General features: G+C 56.9%; 16 protein-coding genes. 9 read left to right on the plus strand and 7 right to left on the minus strand.

Annotation, left to right across the window (positions count from 1 at the left end; all coding sequences use genetic code 11):
• Positions 1-36: 36 nt before the first annotated feature.
• From C3Z11_RS01245 to C3Z11_RS01265, 5 genes are all read left to right on the plus strand, one after another.
• Positions 37-516, plus strand: a complete 480-nt coding sequence (locus tag C3Z11_RS01245) for a GNAT family N-acetyltransferase (RefSeq protein ID WP_106475710.1) — start codon at positions 37-39, stop codon at positions 514-516.
• A gap of 155 nt (positions 517-671) precedes the next feature.
• The gene (locus tag C3Z11_RS01250; RefSeq protein WP_262927169.1) at positions 672-1,973 is read left to right on the plus strand and encodes an MFS transporter; all 1,302 of its coding nucleotides are present in this window, start codon (positions 672-674) and stop codon (positions 1,971-1,973) included.
• Positions 1,974-2,138: 165 nt separating this feature from the next.
• Positions 2,139-2,633, plus strand: a complete 495-nt coding sequence (locus tag C3Z11_RS01255) for a DUF4126 family protein (RefSeq protein ID WP_106475711.1) — start codon at positions 2,139-2,141, stop codon at positions 2,631-2,633.
• 425 nt (positions 2,634-3,058) lie between these two features.
• Complete coding sequence (locus tag C3Z11_RS01260) at positions 3,059-3,838, plus strand: hypothetical protein (protein WP_106475712.1); 780 nt, start codon at positions 3,059-3,061, stop codon at positions 3,836-3,838.
• Between the two features lie 92 nt (positions 3,839-3,930).
• On the plus strand, positions 3,931-4,089 hold the full coding sequence (locus C3Z11_RS01265) for a YqaE/Pmp3 family membrane protein (protein WP_106475713.1): 159 nt from the start codon (positions 3,931-3,933) through the stop codon (positions 4,087-4,089).
• Positions 4,090-4,182: 93 nt separating this feature from the next.
• Here the strand turns inward: C3Z11_RS01265 and C3Z11_RS01270 are convergent, their stop codons facing one another.
• The 3 genes from C3Z11_RS01270 to C3Z11_RS01280 form a co-directional block, all read right to left on the minus strand.
• Positions 4,183-5,271 carry a calcium/sodium antiporter gene (locus C3Z11_RS01270; RefSeq protein WP_106475714.1) on the minus strand — a complete coding sequence of 363 codons (1,089 nt, stop codon included), beginning with the start codon at positions 5,269-5,271 and terminating at the stop codon, positions 4,183-4,185.
• Positions 5,272-5,376: 105 nt separating this feature from the next.
• Positions 5,377-5,868: a YciE/YciF ferroxidase family protein gene (locus C3Z11_RS01275; protein WP_106475715.1), complete on the minus strand. Its 492-nt coding sequence runs from the start codon at positions 5,866-5,868 to the stop codon at positions 5,377-5,379.
• A gap of 131 nt (positions 5,869-5,999) precedes the next feature.
• Positions 6,000-6,935 (minus strand): DMT family transporter, encoded by a 936-nt coding sequence (locus C3Z11_RS01280; RefSeq protein WP_106475716.1) that lies wholly within the window; start codon positions 6,933-6,935, stop codon positions 6,000-6,002.
• A 231-nt stretch (positions 6,936-7,166) separates the two neighbouring features.
• Here C3Z11_RS01280 and C3Z11_RS01285 point away from each other — a divergent pair, with 231 nt between their 5' ends.
• The 3 genes from C3Z11_RS01285 to C3Z11_RS01295 all read left to right on the plus strand — a co-directional run bounded on the left by C3Z11_RS01285 (position 7,167) and on the right by C3Z11_RS01295 (position 11,357).
• Positions 7,167-8,555: a Na+/H+ antiporter family protein gene (locus C3Z11_RS01285; protein WP_106475717.1), complete on the plus strand. Its 1,389-nt coding sequence runs from the start codon at positions 7,167-7,169 to the stop codon at positions 8,553-8,555.
• Between the two features lie 238 nt (positions 8,556-8,793).
• Positions 8,794-10,080, plus strand: a complete 1,287-nt coding sequence (locus C3Z11_RS01290) for a flippase (RefSeq protein WP_158700888.1) — start codon at positions 8,794-8,796, stop codon at positions 10,078-10,080.
• 125 nt (positions 10,081-10,205) lie between these two features.
• The gene (locus C3Z11_RS01295; RefSeq protein ID WP_106475719.1) at positions 10,206-11,357 is read left to right on the plus strand and encodes a CapA family protein; all 1,152 of its coding nucleotides are present in this window, start codon (positions 10,206-10,208) and stop codon (positions 11,355-11,357) included.
• A 91-nt stretch (positions 11,358-11,448) separates the two neighbouring features.
• Here C3Z11_RS01295 and C3Z11_RS01300 read toward each other — a convergent pair whose 3' ends face one another.
• Positions 11,449-13,089, minus strand: coding sequence for an inorganic phosphate transporter (locus C3Z11_RS01300; RefSeq protein ID WP_262927170.1), 1,641 nt, complete (start codon positions 13,087-13,089; stop codon positions 11,449-11,451).
• A gap of 113 nt (positions 13,090-13,202) precedes the next feature.
• Complete coding sequence (locus C3Z11_RS01305) at positions 13,203-13,784, minus strand: NAD(P)H-dependent oxidoreductase (RefSeq protein ID WP_106475720.1); 582 nt, start codon at positions 13,782-13,784, stop codon at positions 13,203-13,205.
• Positions 13,785-13,885: 101 nt separating this feature from the next.
• Here C3Z11_RS01305 and C3Z11_RS01310 point away from each other — a divergent pair, with 101 nt between their 5' ends.
• Complete coding sequence (locus tag C3Z11_RS01310) at positions 13,886-14,791, plus strand: LysR substrate-binding domain-containing protein (protein WP_106475721.1); 906 nt, start codon at positions 13,886-13,888, stop codon at positions 14,789-14,791.
• A 9-nt stretch (positions 14,792-14,800) separates the two neighbouring features.
• On the opposite strand, the gene yccS is transcribed toward C3Z11_RS01310, so the two are convergent.
• Together yccS and C3Z11_RS01320 are read right to left on the minus strand one after the other, a co-directional pair.
• A complete protein-coding gene (gene yccS, locus C3Z11_RS01315; protein ID WP_106475780.1) occupies positions 14,801-16,990 on the minus strand; it encodes a YccS family putative transporter in 2,190 nt (729 codons plus the stop codon).
• Positions 16,991-17,084: 94 nt separating this feature from the next.
• Positions 17,085-17,672, minus strand: coding sequence for a DUF2585 family protein (locus C3Z11_RS01320; RefSeq protein ID WP_106475722.1), 588 nt, complete (start codon positions 17,670-17,672; stop codon positions 17,085-17,087).
• Between the last annotated feature and the right edge of the window lie 94 nt (positions 17,673-17,766).

A 17,766-nucleotide genomic window follows, 5' to 3' on the forward strand; every position in this document is an offset into this window, starting at 1 on the left:
TCCTCGAACGTGGCCGCCTGCCGCCAAGGACAGTCCATGATAGCGATTCGCCCGGCCACGCCCGAGGATATTCCTGCCCTATGGGCGCTCAGAACCCGCGCCGTGCGGGTGACCTGCGCCGCGCACTATTCTCATGACGAGATTGCCTGCTGGACCTCGCTTCCCGCGCCGGAACATTCCTATCGGATGATGATCGAAGAAGGCAGCGCACTGGTCGCCGAAGAAGCGCGTTGCCCGCTTGGCTACGCGCTGCTCAAGCTGGCACGTGGTGAAGTTGAAGGTTTTTTCGTTGATCCCGACCACGGTCGGCGCGGCGTCGGCACGCGATTGCTCAAGGCGCTGGAAGAAATTGCCCTCGCCCACGGCCTGCGCTGGCTCAAGCTGTTTGCCGCGCTGAATGCGGTGGCGTTCTATCGGGCCAACGGCTTTACGGCGATCCGTGCCGAGCGCTTCCCTCACCCCAGCGGCGTCACGCTCGATTGCGTCTACATGGAAAAGCCGCTTCAGCACGGCTGACAACTTGCTAGCCGAGCGCCCCGCTACGATTTTGCGTGTCTGCTCTTGATAATCTACCCTTTAGACTAAAGTTATAGACATAAGCGCTTTTCGGCTGAACCCGGCTTCGGCCCGATGTACTGCGTACAACTCCAACGTATTAACACGCAAGGAGGATGGCATTGCGGGCTTTACTGCATCCTGTCCGTTCCGTGCTGTGGAGTGTCGCGCTCCTCCTACTCGGTAACGGTCTCATCAACACCCTTTTGACGCTGCGCGGTACCAGCGAAGGGTTTTCCACGTCGCTGCTCGGCATCATCATGTCCGGCTATTTTGTCGGTTTCGTCTGCGGCACCTGGGTCAGCAGCCGGCTGATTCGACGCATGGGCCATATTCGTACGTTCGCTTTCTGCGCGGCGCTGTGCGCCTCTGGTGCGCTGCTTCACGTCATCTTCGTCAATCCGTGGGTGTGGCTGGCGCTGCGCTTCGTTTACGGCCTGTCATTCGTGACGCTGATGACCGTGATCGAGAGCTGGCTCAACAGCAAGGCCGCCTCTCATGAGCGTGGGCGCATCTTCGCCATGTACATGCTGGTCAACCTCGGTGCGATTGCCGTAGCCCAGCAGATCCTGCGCCTCGACACCTCCGAAGGCTTTTTGCTGTTCGCGCTGACCGCGATTCTGATCAGTTGGGCACTGCTACCGATCACCATGACCCGGCGGCCACAACCAACGATTCCCGACCGTCCCAAGAGCAGCCTTAAAGCATTGATTGGCTTCGCGCCGATGGCCGTTGCCGCATCGGCACTGTCAGGGCTGGCGATGGGAGCCTTCTGGGCAATGACCCCGGTCTATGCCAAGCAGCTTGGCTTCGATAACGGCGGGATTGCGATGGTGATGAGTATCACCATTCTCGGCGGCGCGCTGCTGCAGATTCCGATTGGGCGTTTTTCCGACAAGCACGACCGCCCACGGGTGCTGACTTACGTCACCATCGCTGCAGCTGTTCTCGCCGCGCTGATGCCATTGGCACCTAACCAGATGGCACTGATGGGCTTGTTCTTCGTGTGGGGCGGGCTGTCGTTCTCGCTCTATCCGATTGCCGTCGCCCAGTTAATCGACCAACTTCATCCCGATGAAGTCGTCTCCGGCTCGTCCGACATGCTGGTCATGCAGGGAGCCGGTAGTGCCGTTGCCCCTATCGCTGCGGGCTTCATTATGCACCTGTTCGGCGCTCAGGCCTTGCCGCTTTACATCGCCTGCGTACTGGCGCTACTCGGCGGCTTCGCGATCTACCGTCGCCATCGCGTATCAACGTTGGTGACGGGTGAAACGGCGCACTTCGAGCCGTTGGTCCAGACCAGTGCCCAAGGCATGGAGATGATCTTCGACGACACGCAGCCCGACCTGTTCGATGATCCTACCTTTTACGAGGAACACGAACGGCGGCGCATTATCGACGCGGTCATGCACGGCTGACATGCATCAATAACCGCCAACCCAACACGCCCCGATGCCTTAACGTCGGGGCGTTTTTTATGGAATGGGAAATTGTTCCTATAGTGATAGGTAATACCGCTAAAAGACGCGTGGGTTAGCGCCAATGATGACTTACGCCACATTCAGCTATCGGGAGAGATAGGCATGACCAGATCGAGCAACCTTCTATGGGGCGCACTCGCCCTTGGCGTGGTGACCGGCATGCGCAGCATGTTGGCCCCGACAATGACCAGCCTGGCACTCGCCAAACGCTCGGATATCGAAGACGCCGCAGAGCCAGCACGCACACTGGCTTCACCGCGCACGCGCTATGTGCTGATGCCGCTAGCCGCCAGTGAATTATTAGGCGATAAGATGCCCTTCGCCCCGGACCGCACAATCGCGGCCTCGATGATAGCGCGCGCACTCTCGGGCGGAACGACTGCAGCAGCACTTGCTAGTGCGCAGCGCCAACCTATCCTTTTTCCGGCATTGATAGGGGCCACAGCTGCTTGTGTCTCCTCGAAAGTCGCAATCGACTTGCGCAAGCGTTATGGCAGCGCCAATGCATTCACCAACGCGACGCTGGGGTTCACCGAGGACTGTTTGGCGCTGGCTATCGGTAGCGCAGGGCTTAAGCGCGCCATGCGGGAGGATTGATCTTTAACGAGAGATGCGTCATTGATGTGGTAAGGCGAGCTGAAATTGATGACAGATTAACGATGTAAGACGCTTCGGCCCGGATAGGTCGGGGCATTTTATATGAGAGAAATTATTTCTGTAGTTATTTGTGATGACATCGATAAAGGGTTTATTGGCTGGAATCAATTAGCACATACCCAAGCAGGCACTGAATAAAAAAGGATTTAACCATAAGCAAACATAAAGATGGCAACCAATAAATGGCTGCATACAATCCAAAGCGGTCATTCCGGCATGTGCCGCTCACATGCTTATCTTTATCATGATGTCTAGACATATGTATTTTATTTTTGGCTAGAGAGTTGCTAGTAAGCATGTGCCGTGTTCAAGTCAATAAAGAGTAGATTAGTCTAGTTATTATTAAGCCTTAAGGAGAGTCAGAATTGATTGATGAGAGCAATCCGGCCGGAAGGCTTCATAAAATACTCGTATCAGCGAAGAGGTTTCCAGATCAGAAGAAGGTTAGGGAAGTTTGGGCCACAGTTCTGGCTGTAGACAGTGATGATGCCATAGTTACTAAAGCTGTTGTTGAGCTCTACTCTCTTTCACACGAAATTCAGTCACTTATTAAAATGAATGATCAGCTTAATCACGAGCTATATTTAGCGTCATTTGTGGGAATTGATAAGGCTCTAATACCATTAAATCTTGGGACAAATTGGCAGGTAGTAAAAGTCCATCTAACCGATGAAGCTCTAACAAGGCTGCAGTTCTGCGCTGAAGAGCTTTCTAGATTTTATGCTGAAGAGTCTTTGTCTGAAGATGAGCTCAATGAAGTAATTCAAAAAACAGAAGCTCTTTTTGATGCTGTTTATAGTTCTTCACTTCCAGACTCGCTTAGACTCTCATTGCTCGAAGAAGTAGAGAGGCTAAGAAGTGCAATTACCATGTACAGAATTAAAGGTGCAAAAGGGCTAAAAGAAGCGCTGCAAGGTACAATTGGTGCGGTAGTGGTAAACCAAGATGAGCTTAAGTTAGTCTCTAAGGATAATTATGAAGTAATTAAGCGACTTGGTGAGCTAATAGACAAAATGGATGCATTTACAGCTCGAGCCCTTAAGATTAAGAAACTAGTTAATCAGCCTATTCGTTATTTGCTGAAAAGAGCTTCAGAACCAGATCAGGAGCCTTTCAATGATGAAGACCAAGCTACAGAAGCTTAAAAAATAATTTCAGCGGATAAGTCGCTGAATGCGGCATTATGTTAGATGTCTATGAATGACTGCCGATATATAGAATCACCCAGGCCTCCACAATGGACCACTACGTTCTACTCGTAATCGCCGTGATCGCCCCACCAGCGGCGGTCTACGCCGTGCTCGGCGTCGGCGTGCAGTTCTGGACCAATGTCGCCCTCACCTTTCTGGGCTATATCCCCGGCATCATTCATGCGCTGTATATCGTCAACGGCTGAAACGGACGGCTAACCGTCAACGCTTCAGCCGCTCTTCTTTTTCGTCTCTTTTCTCTCCTCTCCCTTCCCTCTTCTTTCCTCTCTTCTGAACCATTACGCCGGTGAACGCTGCTTGCGCCAGGCGCGTGCGCCAATGACGATGAGCGTTACTGCCGTCAGCGGCAGTACGTAGCCGAGCATGGCGTGGCCGAAGGTCTCGGCGGCGGGGCGGCCGGTGGAGAACAGCACCAGATAGACGGTGTAGGCGATGTAGTAGGCGAAGAACAAAAGCCCTTCCCAGCGGTTGATGCGATAGCCGGAGAAGAAGATCGGCAGGCAGGCGAGCGCTACGGCGATCATCACGGGGAAGTCAAAGGCCAGCGCCTGCGCCGAGACCGCGATGGGCGCGGGTGAAACCAGCGATGCCAGGCCCAGCACGCACAGCAGATTGAAGATACAACTGCCGACGACGTTGCCCACCGCGATGTCGCGCTCACCACGGATGGCAGCGAGAATCGAGGTAGCCAGCTCCGGCAGTGAGGTGCCGATGGCCACCACCGTCAAACCGATTACCAGCTCCGACAGGCCGAGCGCCCGCGCCAGGCTCACCGCACCTTCCACCAGAAAGTTGGAGCCGACCACCAGTAGCACCAGCCCGACGATCAACAGCGCCGTGTCGATAAACCAAGCGTTGGCCCGGGGCGCCTGTTCTGCGTTCGTACCGTTGGCTTCCGCGCTCTGGGCCTGACCCTCTCGCCGGCTGCTGACCACCATGAATACGGTGTACGCGATGATCCCGGCAAATAACAGTGCGCCATCCAGCCGGCCCAGTGCACCGTTCCAAGCCAGCGCAAAGGTTACTAGGCAAGCGACAATCAAAATCGGTACGTCGAGGCGGATGAGCTGACGCGATACCACGAGCGGCGCGACCAGCGCGGTCAGGCCGAGAATAAACAATACGTTGGCGATATTACTGCCGACCACGTTGCCTACCGCCAGATCACCGCTGCCGTTGAAGGCGGCCTGGACGCTGACCGCGGTTTCCGGCGCGCTGGTGCCGAAGGCGACGACGGTCAAGCCGATGACCAGCGGCGAGATGCCGAACCGAGCCGCCAGCTTGGCGGCGCCGCGCACCAGTACCTCAGCGCCCCCGACCAGCAGCACCAGACCGGCAATCAGATAGACGAAGGTCATCGGCGTCATAATCACTCTCCCATTAAAAGACGCCAGGGCCGAAAGGCGCTGGCGTCATGTATGAATCTTTTCTCAACCGAACGGTTAACGCGGTTGGTCACCCATTTGAGGCGATTAACCCGCCTTCTGGTTGACGTTCTGCTTGGCCAGCTCGGTGAGTTTATCGTCAGTGGCCTTCTCTTCCTGAAGCGTTTCAGCGAGCAGATTCTTGGCTTCTTCATAGCCCAACTGCCCGGCCAGCGCGGCGAGAGTGCCGTAGGCCGCGATCTCGAAGTGCTCAACCTTCTGAGCGGCACCGATCAGGCCGGCATCAAGCACGGGGCCTTTTTCAGCCGCTTCGATCAGCTCCTGCGCTTCTTCGATCAGGCTTTCCATGGCATAGCACTTAAGGCGCTTGATGCGGATATCGGGAAGTGCATCTGCCACCTGTTCGAGCCGGTCGATCTGGCCACGCGTTTCTTCAAGGTGGGTCTTGAAGGCATCGGCCAGTTTGGGGTCGTCCGCTGCACGGGCCAGCTTCGGCAGTGCACGGGTGATCTGCTTTTCTGCACTGTTGGCTTCGGAAAGTAGACGTACGAAAAGATCTTCAGGATTCTTGATAACCATGTTGAGCTCCATCTCGATGTATCAATGTCGTATCAGCGACGTTGCCTTCTAAAAGCTAGCAGGGATTGCTGACATAACAACCTTGCACTAATACATCTTTCAGGAAAATATCAGGTAGCGAAGCGGGCTTATCAGCCGCTGCGCCCCGGCCTGACCAGCGCCACGCCCACGGCGGCGACTGCCATGCCCAGCCATGCCAACGGCGGCATTTCCTCGCCAATTAGCAGCCATGACAGAAGTGCGGCACAGGGCGGGACGAGATAGAACAGTGCCGAGACGCGTGAAGCCTCGCCTCGGCGAATCATCGCCAGCAGCAGCGAGATCGCGATCAGCGAGTTGCCGATGACCAGATAGGCGAGTGAAGCGATGACGACGCCATTGACGGTAAAGCTGAGCTGGCCGAACACAAACGCCAGCGGTAGCGTGGTGACGAGTCCCGTCGTGTATTGAATGACATTGGACGTGACCGGGTGCTGGCTGACGCCAAAACGCTTTTCATACAGCGTCGCACTGCTCATGCCGAGCAGCGCACCCACCGCGCACACTATCCCCGCCGTGCTGGTCGCCTCGGCCTCGGCGCGGCCAAGAATCACAATCACTGCTCCGGCCAGCCCCAGCGCGAAGCCGATCCAGCGTTTGAGGCCGATCACCTCGCCGGTAATGGACGGTGCCAATAGCGCAACCAGTACCGGCTGCAGCGAGACGATCAGCGCCACGGTGCCGGCCGAGGCGTCAAGGGCGAAGGCGCTCCACGCCAGGCCGAAGTAAAGCGTCTGGATCAAAAAGCCGATGACGATCTGATGGCCCCAGGCGGCGCGGGTCCTGGGCAGCGGCGGGCGCAGCCATACGAACAGCGGCAACAGCACCACAAGCACCAGTGCGAAGCGGGCCGCCAGCAGTAGCATCGGATCGACATAGCCGGTAGCGATCTTGGCGATCGGAAAGCCGAGCGACCACAGCAGCAAAAATATCGCCGGGCCAGCAGAGAGCCACAGTGGCGGCCGTTCGGACTGCGCCGTGGTGGGATTGGGGGACGCAGCGCTAGCCTGCTCGGACAACTGGGACATCAAATGCCTCCGGGGAGATTGTAGTTATTGGGCGTTACCGGTTCGATCAGATGCTTAGCAGTTTAATTATTTTCCCATCATAGTCCTTCGGCCTTCATTGTCATCCCGCACACGGCGCATGGCCGGGGCGGCGAGAATGGCGCCGCTGTGATAGAGTGCGCGCGGCCCGCGGCGGTACGTCAACGTTCACGCCGTCGATCGACGAAACATGCTTGCTTCTCTGGAATCCACATGAACGCCATTGTCCTTGCCATTCTGGTCATGGTGGCGCTGAGTCTCGCTCGCGTCTCCGTGGTCTTCGCTCTGATCGTCGCCGCACTGGTCGGCGGCCTCTACAGCGGTATGTCGCTCAGCGACATCCTCGACGCTTTCAATGATGGACTGGGCAATGGCGCCCAGGTCGCGCTTTCCTACGCCACCCTCGGCGCTTTCGCCGTCGCCCTGTCGCGTTCGGGGCTGACCGAGGCGATCGCTCGCAAGCTGATTGCCCGGCTCGACGGCCACAATCATCACGATATTCATCACACCCGTACCGGCAAGTCAGTACGCTGGGCGATTCTGGGCAGCCTGCTGATTGCAGCGATCTGTTCGCAGAACCTGATTCCGGTTCACATCGCCTTCATTCCGATTCTGGTACCACCGCTGCTGATGGCAATGGACCGGCTGCGTCTCGACCGCCGTCTGGTGGCCTGTGTAATCACCTTCGGTATCACCGCACCCTATATGCTATTGCCGGTGGGCTTCGGGGCGATCTTCTTGAACGACATTCTGCTCAGCAACCTCAACGAGGCGGGCAATGCGCTGGGGCTCAACATTACTGCCGCAATGGTGCCTCAGGCGATGGCACTGCCGATCAGCGGCATGCTGGTAGGGCTTTTGATCGCGGTGCTCATAAGCTACCGCAAGCCGCGTGACTACGCCCTGCGTACAGTCGGCGTCGGTCATCCGGCTCCCAGAGAGGCAGTCGGAAGCGAGCAGGAGCTGGAGCAGAAGGGTGCGCTCAAGCCGTTGCAGTTCGTGATTCTCGGTGTCGCTATCGTGGCCGCCCTGACCACGCAGCTTTTGACCGATTCGATGGTATTGGGTGGGCTGCTCGGTTTCGCGATCCTCTCGCTCAGCGGCGTGTTCCGCTGGCGTGAGCAGGATGATGTGTTTACCGAGGGGATGCGGCTGATGACGCTGATCGGCTTTATCATGATCACCGCAGCGGGCTTTGCCAGCGTGATGCAGGCCACCGGCCAGATCGATACGCTGGTCGAAAGCTCGCGGTCGCTCATCGGTAATAGTCAGGCGCTGGCGGCGCTAGTGATGCTGCTGGTCGGGCTGTTCATCACCATGGGTATCGGCTCGTCGTTCTCGACTATTCCGATCATCGCCTCGATCTACGTGCCGCTGGCGCTGGAGTTCGGCTTCTCGCCGATGGCGATCATCGCGCTGGTCGGCACCGCTGCGGCGCTCGGCGATGCCGGCTCGCCAGCCTCCGACTCGACGCTGGGGCCGACTTCGGGGCTCAACGCCGATGGCCAGCATGATCATATCTGGGACTCGGTGGTGCCCACCTTCCTGCACTACAACATCCCGCTATTGCTGTTCGGTTGGGCCGCGGCGATGGTGCTGTAACCCCCTACCACACCGGCTTTTTCACCCTTTAAACGATATCGCCCAGGCGCCTTGCGCGCCTGGGCGATGATGTCTTACGTGTTGAGGGCAGACGGATAATAGTGTCGTCAGCAGACTCGCAGACCACCGCCGTTACCCTTTTTGGCACAACCTTCCAGCCCACGGCATGGCATGATTCGCCCTCAGACTTATGTCTATCACCCTCCGAGACTTTCCATCTAGTGATTTTAGGCATTTCATGAACAGGGCACTCATCAATACCGGCTGGATATTAACCGAAAAAGTTCTGTTCGCACTTGCCGGTATATTCATCAATGTTTACGTAGCCCGCTATCTGGGCCCCGAGGCATTCGGCCTGATAGGTTTTTCCATCGCGATCGTCGGTCTGATTACGCCACTGGTTAAACTCGGCAGTGACAATATCGTCTTCAATCGACTGGCCAAGAATCAGCAAAGCGGCTTGTTGCTGTTGGAGACTTCCGCCCAGATTCGTGCGATTGCCTTTGTGATCTTCTGCACGCTGTTGACCGCCGGCGCCTTTTTCTACTTTGAGCGAAGCCAGCAGATCGTCGTGTTTTGCATCATCGTCTGGGGCAGCTATTTCACCTCAAACGATATTTACAGCATCTTCTTCAACTCCTCATTGAACGCCAAGTTCAATACGATAGCGCAGAACATTTCCCTGTTATTTGGTGTCGTACTGAAAATTGCCTTCATCAAGTTGAGTGGCAATATCGTCTATTTCGCCGGCGCCAATGTGCTGCAATGGATGATTTCCTTCTTCATCAAACGCCATTTCTACCAGCGCGAAACCAAACAGATCGAGCGCACCTACCGCAAGAAAAGTCCTCGCCATATCAAGCACCTGTTAAAGGTGGGCTTGCCGCTGGCGTTCTCCAGCCTGTCGATCGCCATCTATACCAAGACCGATCAGATCATGCTGGGCGCGATGCTGGACGAGACCCACGTGGGCTATTACAGCGCAGCGCTGACGCTCGCGCAGGGCTGGCTATTTCTGCCCATGGCGATCATCACGTCCTATATGGTGCGTATCAACGAGGCTGCCAGACAAAACGATAGCGTGATATTCGACCGCAAGGTCCGGAAACTGTTTAGCATGGTGTTTTTTATCACGCTGTTGCCCGCTCTGGTCATTGGCATTTTCCGTGAGCCGCTGGTCGATCTGCTTTATGGTCAGGACTACATGCCGGCCGCCTCCATATTGGCGATAACGGTGGTTTCATCGATGTTCTCTGCCATGGGTTATTCATCCTATGGCGTCATCACCGTACTTGGCGGCTACAGCTTTTTGCTCAAGAAGATGGTGGCCATCAGCCTGCTCAACATTGTGCTCAACTTCCTTCTGATTCCCCAGTTCGGCCTGGCCGGTGCCGCGATTGCCACCATGATTTCTGAAATACTCTCTGCCTTTTTGCTCAATATCTTTTATCGCAAAGGCCGTGTATTCAGGCTTCAACTGGAAGTGTTCGCCCTTCACAAGCTGAAGGAAACCATCAAGGCATAAGTACCGATCAGGCCCAAAACAAGACGCCATGGCGGCTAATGACCATGGCGTTATCAAATAAAAAAAGATGAGCTTCGTATTATCGATCTCAAGCACAACTAACTTATAAGGAAGGAAATTACTCGATGGTCGAGTTCTTCGTATGTGGGGATGTGGTCAACAGACAATACGCCGGCGACCCTTTCTGTGAAGAAGGTTTGATTGAGGAAATAGCCTCTGCCGATTACGCCATCTGCAATTTTGAAGCGCCGGTGAGCGACAGCGGAAGCCCTCAGCCCAAATCGGGCCCGCACATAGCACAGCCCGCCGGAATGGTCGCGAGTCTCCGCCAGCAGGGCTTCGATCTGCTGCTACTTGCCAACAACCACATGATGGACTTTGGCGAGCGCGCCCTGAGCGCTACCCTCAACGAAGCGCGTCGACACGAGCTTGATACCCTGGGCGCCGGCTCGGGCGTCGACGAAGCCTATCGCCCGCTGATCAAGACCTTCGGCGACACGACGATCGGCCTTGTCAACGCCTGCGAGGCCCAGTTTGGCGTACTGGATATCAACGCCTCGGCGCATCAGGCAGGCTACGCCTGGATTAACCACAGCCTGATCGACAAGCAGATTGTCGAACTCAAGAAAGCATGCGACTTCGTTGTGGTTTTTGCCCATGCCGGGCTCGAACACTATTCGATTCCCCAGAAAGAGTGGCGCATGCGTTACAAGCACCTATGCGATCTGGGCGCGGATGTCATTGTTGGCTGCCATCCGCACGTACCCCAGGGGTATGAGCGTCATAACGACGCCGTCATTTTTTACAGCCTGGGTAATTTCTATTTCAGCTCCATGGGGAAAGCGACCGGCAAGAAGCATGCCTCCTACGCGCTGAAATTGCAGTTCGAAAAAGGCCGTCCCGTCAGCTTCACGCCGGTCTTTCATCACACTCAGGATGGTCAGGTCCGGCTTTCCACTCCAGAAGAACGAATCGACCTCGACCAGCTCAATCGCATGCTGGAAGAAGGCTATCAGGCTCGGCACGATGCCATGAGCCTTGAGGTGTATCACAACTATATCAAGGGGAACCTGACCAATGCCCTGCTGCCCTTCCCCTGTGATGGCACCGGCAAAGGCACGCTGCGGGAAATGATCGCCACGCTACTGGGCAGGCGCAAGCACCTTAACAAGCGCGTCCTGCAGTTGCACCTGATCAGAAACGAGACCTACTACTACGTCATGCGCCACGCGCTTGAATTACTTAATGCCCAGGGCACCACGCCTCACCAGCAGTAGCGACTCAGGAGCACTCTTCCCATCCGCATGGCATCACCGCTGGTTATATCGGTCGCATGCCTGTCCGTAGCGCCGACAGGCATGGCCCGCCTTACAACAGCCCATCCAGAAGCAGGAAGATCACGGCGCTTAGCGCCGCTGCAACCGGCAGGGTAATCACCCAGGCTGCGGCGATCGGTTTCATCAAGGCCCAGTTGGCGTTGTGGTTGACCAGGCCGATACCCAGTACTGCACCGATCAGGATATGAGTGCTCGATACCGGAATGCCAAATATAGTGGCGATCAGCACGACACCGGCGGCAGAGAGTTCGGCGGAGAACCCCGAAGCCGGATGCATCTTGGTCAGGTTATGCCCCACCGTGGTAATGACCTCCTTGCCGATGAACCACAGCCCGGCAATCAGCGCCACACCGAAGGCAAGCATCGCGGCGGCGGGCACCGGCGCCTGTGTAGCGGCTTCGCCGGTGCGCAATACATCCATGATCGCGGCAAAAGGGCCGATAGCGTTGGCGATGTCGTTGGCACCGTGGCTGAAGGCGAAGCCGGAAGCAGTAAATACCTGCATCCAACTGAACAGCAGAAAGGTTGATTGCTCAAGTGACTTGCCCTTGAGGATCTTGGTGAAGATAAATACCGCCATCCATACCAGCGCCGCGACCATCAACATGATCAGGATGTTATTAACCAATGACAGGCCAAGATGAAGGTTTTTCAACCCCTTGAAGATCAGCATCGCCGAGATGATCAGCGAGCCCAGCGCGGCAATGATGGGAACGAACTTTTCCAGTGCCTGACTCGCCTGGACTGACGCACGCTGCTGCTCAATTGCGTGCAAGCGCTTGTAGAACTCCGTCTCAAGCTCGGCGGGATCATAGCTGTCCTCAGAGCGCGTTTCGGCATCGCGCACCAGCGCCGAGGTGTAATCAATTTTCTCCTGCTCATTCAGGCGTTGAATCATCTGCTTGTGCTCATTTTTGAGCTCACGCTTGTCGCGCTTGATCTGCTTGAGATGACTAATCGCCTCATCGTTATAAGTCAGCACGTTGTGCTTGATGAAGGAGTAAAGCAGATAGGAGACCACGCCACCAAGCAGCGGCGAAATGACCCAAGACAGAACGATAGTGCCCACCTGCCCCCATTGCACCAGCGACAGCGCCTGGCCCGAGCCGACCAGCAGTATGCCGAGCATGATCGAGCTGCCGACAATACCGCCGACGATCGAGTGGGTTGTGGAGACCGGATAGCCGCGCCGACTGGCGAACAAAAGCCATAGCGCCGCGGCGAGCAGTGCCGACATCATGATGTAGACGAAGCGCATCGGTTCGACATGCATCGCGCCGAGATCGACGATGCCCTCGCGGATCGTGCCGATGACTTCACCGCCGGCGATCATCGCCCCGCTGACCTCGAACACTGCAGCGACCAGCAGCGCCTGCTGCACCGACAGAGTGCCGGCGCCGACGCTGGTCCCGAAGGAGTTGGCAACATCGTTACCGCCGATATTGAACGCCATGAACAGGCCGAACAGCGTCGCGATGAAGAAGATCAGCGTGTAGTTACCGTGAGTGTAATTCGTACCCCAGAAGAGAAACCCAATGACGCTGGCGGCCAGCAGCAGCGTGAAGAAAATATTGAGTTTGACGCTCTTGATCGTACCCGGTTCAGCCGTGTGCGCTGCGTTGTTGCGACCATCCATGATCATCACCGTTGTGAGCAGATGTATGTCGTTCATTATTGATGACTTATATGTCACGACTGTGACGTCTCAATGTCGCTTGCAACGAAAACAGCCCGCCCCTCTCGGGGCAGGCCGTCTTTCAAACACAGACTAATGCTACGCGTGGATCAACCAAATACAGTACGCAAGTGGGTGCTGTAGCGCTCGATGTCACGCTCGATGTTGGGCTCTTTGATCACATCAGTGGCCAGAAACGTCGGCAGTGCTTCAAGGCCAACGAACTGCTGTGACTTATGGAACGGGAAATAGACAGCATCGACGCCCTTGCCTTCAAAAAAGTCTTCAGGGTCATCGAACGCCTGCTGCGGCGCGTTCCAGGTCAGGGACAGCATGTACTTGCGGCCCTGCAATAGACCACCGCTGCCATAGCGGCGCGAGGCATCGGAGCGCGTGCGGCCGTCACTGGCGTAGAGCGCGCCATGGCCGACCGTGAATACTTCATCAATGTACTTCTTGACGGTCCACGGTGCGCCCATCCACCAGCCCGGCATCTGATAGATGATGACATCGGCCCACAGGAATTTTTCTACTTCTTCCTTGATGTCATAGCCGTCATCAACAGTGGTTTCCTTGAGTTCGTGGCCCAGCGCGCTCAACTGCTCCACGGCAACGTCATGCAATGTAGCGTTGAAGCGACCATCGGAATGCGCGAACTGTTTCTTGCCGTTGATCAGTAAAATCTTGCTCATGAGTAATTATTCCAGCGTCAAATGATTACGCGCAGTATGCTTGGCTTATATAACGCAATAAATGGGATAAAGCGGGAAACTTACTTGACTGAAAATCAACAATGAAAACGACGCTGGAAGAGCTACTGGCCTTCAAAGCCGTGGTGGACAGCGGCTCGATCACCGCCGCTGCCGAACAACTGGGCCAGACGACGTCAGGCATCAGCCGCGCACTCAGCCGGCTGGAGGGCAAGCTTGCGACTGCCCTGCTGCGGCGCACCACGCGACGTCTGGAGCTGACCGAAGAGGGCCAGAGCTTTCTTGCCCATGCCAGAGCCATTCTAGCTTCTGTTGAGGAAGCGGAAGAGCAGATGGCGCTGCGCCGTCAGACACCGTCGGGACGGCTGCGCGTTAACGCCGCACCCTCATTCATGCAGCACGTGATCGTGCCGCTGGTCGGCGAATTCCGTCAGCGTTATCCGGCGATCACCCTTGAACTCGATACCAACGACCGTTTTATCGACCTGCTCGAACACCGCACCGACGTCGCAATTCGCATCGGTGCGCTGCGTGATTCAACATTGCATGCCCGCCCGCTCGGCACCAGCCGACTGCGTGTACTGGCCAGTCCCGACTATCTCGAAGCCCACGGCACACCCTCAAGCGTCGCTGACCTTGCACGCCACACCCTGCTCGGCTTCAGCCAGCTTGAGTCGCTCAATGATTGGCCACTGTTTGATGCCCAGGGCGGTGAATTGCACGTCACGCCTGATATCTCCGCCTCGAGCGGCAGCACGCTGCGTAGCCTGGCGCTGGCGGGGCAGGGTCTCGTCTGTCTGGCCGATTTCATGACCCGTGATGATCAGCGCAAGGGCACGCTCATACCGATACTCGAACAGGAAACCCACGACATACGCCAGGTCATCAACGCCGTGTATTACCGCAATACCCAGCTATCGCTACGCATCATGTTATTTCTGGATTTCCTTGCGGCGCGGTTAGAAGGCGTTCTCGAACCTCTCTCATAAGCGGCGCCCCTAGTCCACCCCTTGCTTATCTTGCAGCAAAAGCCGGACTGCCGCACCGCGCAGCGGCGCTAACTGACGGCAGATCAAGGCGAGCTGAGTCTGTACCAGACGCCGATCATCGTCGATTTCATCAGGCAATTGTTCAAGCTCCGTTGCCCATACCTCCGGAGCGGGATTATCGCCGGCATCCAAACGCCGCTCGGAAAGTCCAAGGGCGATCGCCTCAAGATAATCGGCAATGTCGCCCGCGACGTCGACGAGACGATCATCAACGGTTTGGGCGCTGGCACGATGAGCGCCCAGGGCAGAAAGGTGACCCAGCACAGTGTGCGAAACGATCAGAAAGCGAAAGCCCTCGTCGGCATCGCGTCGGTAATGGCCGGGCTCAAGCAGCATATTGGAAAGCAGGGTCGACAGCGCGGCATCGGCGTTGTGGGCATTGCGCCGAGCGAGTCGGTAGGCCAGATCGTCACGTTTGCCCGTACGGTACTGGGCAATGATCTCACGCAGATAACGGCTATCGGCCGCGACCACGTGCGCCGCCTCCTTGTTCAGCCGCCGCCCCTGCCAGTCAGGCAGGATCAAGAACACGGCAAGGCCCGCGATCAGCGCACCGACCAAGGTATCGAACAGCCGCGGCCAGATCAGCCCGAAGCCATTGCCGACCTGATTGAAACAGCACAGCACCATCAGCGTGATCGCCGCCGTCGCCAGCATGTAGCGGCTGTCACGTGTGGCAAAGAAGCTCACACCTGCCAGCACCGCGATCGCAAGCTGGACACGTGGCTCGGGAAACAGCGAGATCAGTGCCCAGCCGGCGATCAAGCCGAGTACGGTGCCCACGATGCGCTGACGTAGAAAACGGTGAGTAGCGCCGAAACTGGGACGGCAGACAAACAGCGTCGTCAGTAGTATCCAGTAGCCCTGAGCAGGATGGATCAACATCAGGACGCCATAGCCGACCACCAGTGCCGTCGACAAGCGCAGCGCATGACGAAAGATCGGCGAGGTCGGGGTCAGGTGGCCATGGATACGCTCCCGAATATCCTTGAGCCCGTGCGGTGAACGGTCGAACAGGCTGCTGTCGCCATCGGTGGTCGTGACATCGGGATTGTCGGCGCTGGCCAACTGACGTTCCAGTTCAGCCAGGTTGCCCAACAGGGCCTGCAGTGAGCGCAACAGGTGGCGGCGTGACGTACCCTTCTCGGCGTGCAGATACTCAAGTGAGGCGCGCAGATCCGTGAGGGCCTGCTCGCTCTCGCTGTGATCGAACCGTCGGCGTAACAACAACGCTCGTCCCAATGCCCGGCACGCCTTGCCCTGCTGATACAGCAGACGCTGGCAGCGAAACAGCACATCGCTATGAAAGAAGGCCTCGGCCAGCGCCGCGTAGGGATAATGCGATGAGCTGGCACGCTCATGGATATCCTGGGCAATGAAGTAAAGACGCAGGTAGCGATCAATCTTGCTGCTGCGGCGCTGACCCTCAAGGCGGCTGAAGATCATTTCCTTGGTCTGATTCAAGGCATTGACGACGCGGCCGTTCTGACGCGCCAGCGCCACTCGCCGGGCCTCCAAATCAACCCCGCGAACCGCCTCAAACAGCGTTGACTTGATGATCAGGTACTCCCCCAGCTCAGCCAATAAGGTGGCCAGGCTCTGTTTGACCGGCTGGTGAGTGAACAGGCCATGCCAGGCGACTGACAACACACCGTACCAGGCCGCCCCCACGACCAGCAGCACTGGCCCGTGCCAGAGGTTAACGGGCACGGCACTACTGCGCTGCTCAATGCCGATCATGGTATAGATCGACAGGATCAGCGTGGCCGAAGCGATAGTGGCGTAGCGCTGGCCGATCGCCCCCAGCATGATCATCACGAAGGTGGAAATGCCCAATCCAGCAGCAAACAACCACGGCTGGTTAAACAGCAGCTCAACCGACAGTGACGCCACGCTGAAACAGACCAGAATGACGATCAGCGCCTTGATACGCCCCTGCCAGCTATCGTCGACCTCCGCCAGCGCGCTGGCGATGATACCGAGGAAGAGCGGGATCAGGCTGTGAGTGTCGTTCTGCTGCCAGCTCCATAGCACCGCACCGGCCAAAGCAATAAACACACGCAAGCTATAGGCAAATTTATCCAGCGCCCAGAGACGCCGCAGCGGCAGGATCAAGACAGCAGGAATGACACGTGACATGGGGCAGATACCGAAACAAGGCGTTAACGACTGGATATAAAACACATCGGTGGCCCTGACCTTATCGGATTGCATCCGCCAGTGCCATGCATGCTCACAGGGATACGGGAATACCGAATAGCCTGAGGGTGGCCAGCACCATGCCGTCGTTGATGGCAAAGGAGACGGCAAGTTCGAGCGCGACAGCAAGCGCAGCTATTGCCCATAGCGACAAGCGGGTGGCCAGCCCAAAGCCGATCATCACAAACAGCGTATCGCCCAACGAATTAAGTATGCTGTCGCCCCAGTAGGTTGGCGCGTGGGGCGAATGCTTGAACAAGGCAACAACGAAGGGCGTATTCTCTACCATTTCCCAGATCGCACTGCTGACCAGCGCCATCAGCGCCTTGGCACCGAGCGACCAGTGCGGACGCATGACATTGGCAAAGATGAACAGGCCAAAGCCGTACATGACATGCAACAATGAATACCAGTCAGCGAACTGCTGTGAATTCTGGGCGGGATCAAGTTCACTCTGCCAGAACACCACCACACCACACGGGCAAATGTAACTACGCCCCACCAGCTTGAGCCAGACCACCATCGTGCCCAGCACCAGCACGACGCGTAATACATGCCCCCACCAGGGCTTCAGTACTGCATGGCGAGTACGCTGCCACATCGAAAAGAAATTGTCCGCCATGCCGTTGTCTCTGCGCTGCAACACATTGAAATAGTTAAAGAGTAGACGACACCGAAACGGACGACCGCCTGCGAGCAAGGCAGGCGGTCAATAA

Source organism: Phytohalomonas tamaricis (genome assembly GCF_003012345.1).
GTDB classification, from domain to species: Bacteria; Pseudomonadota; Gammaproteobacteria; order Pseudomonadales; family Halomonadaceae; genus Phytohalomonas; species Phytohalomonas tamaricis.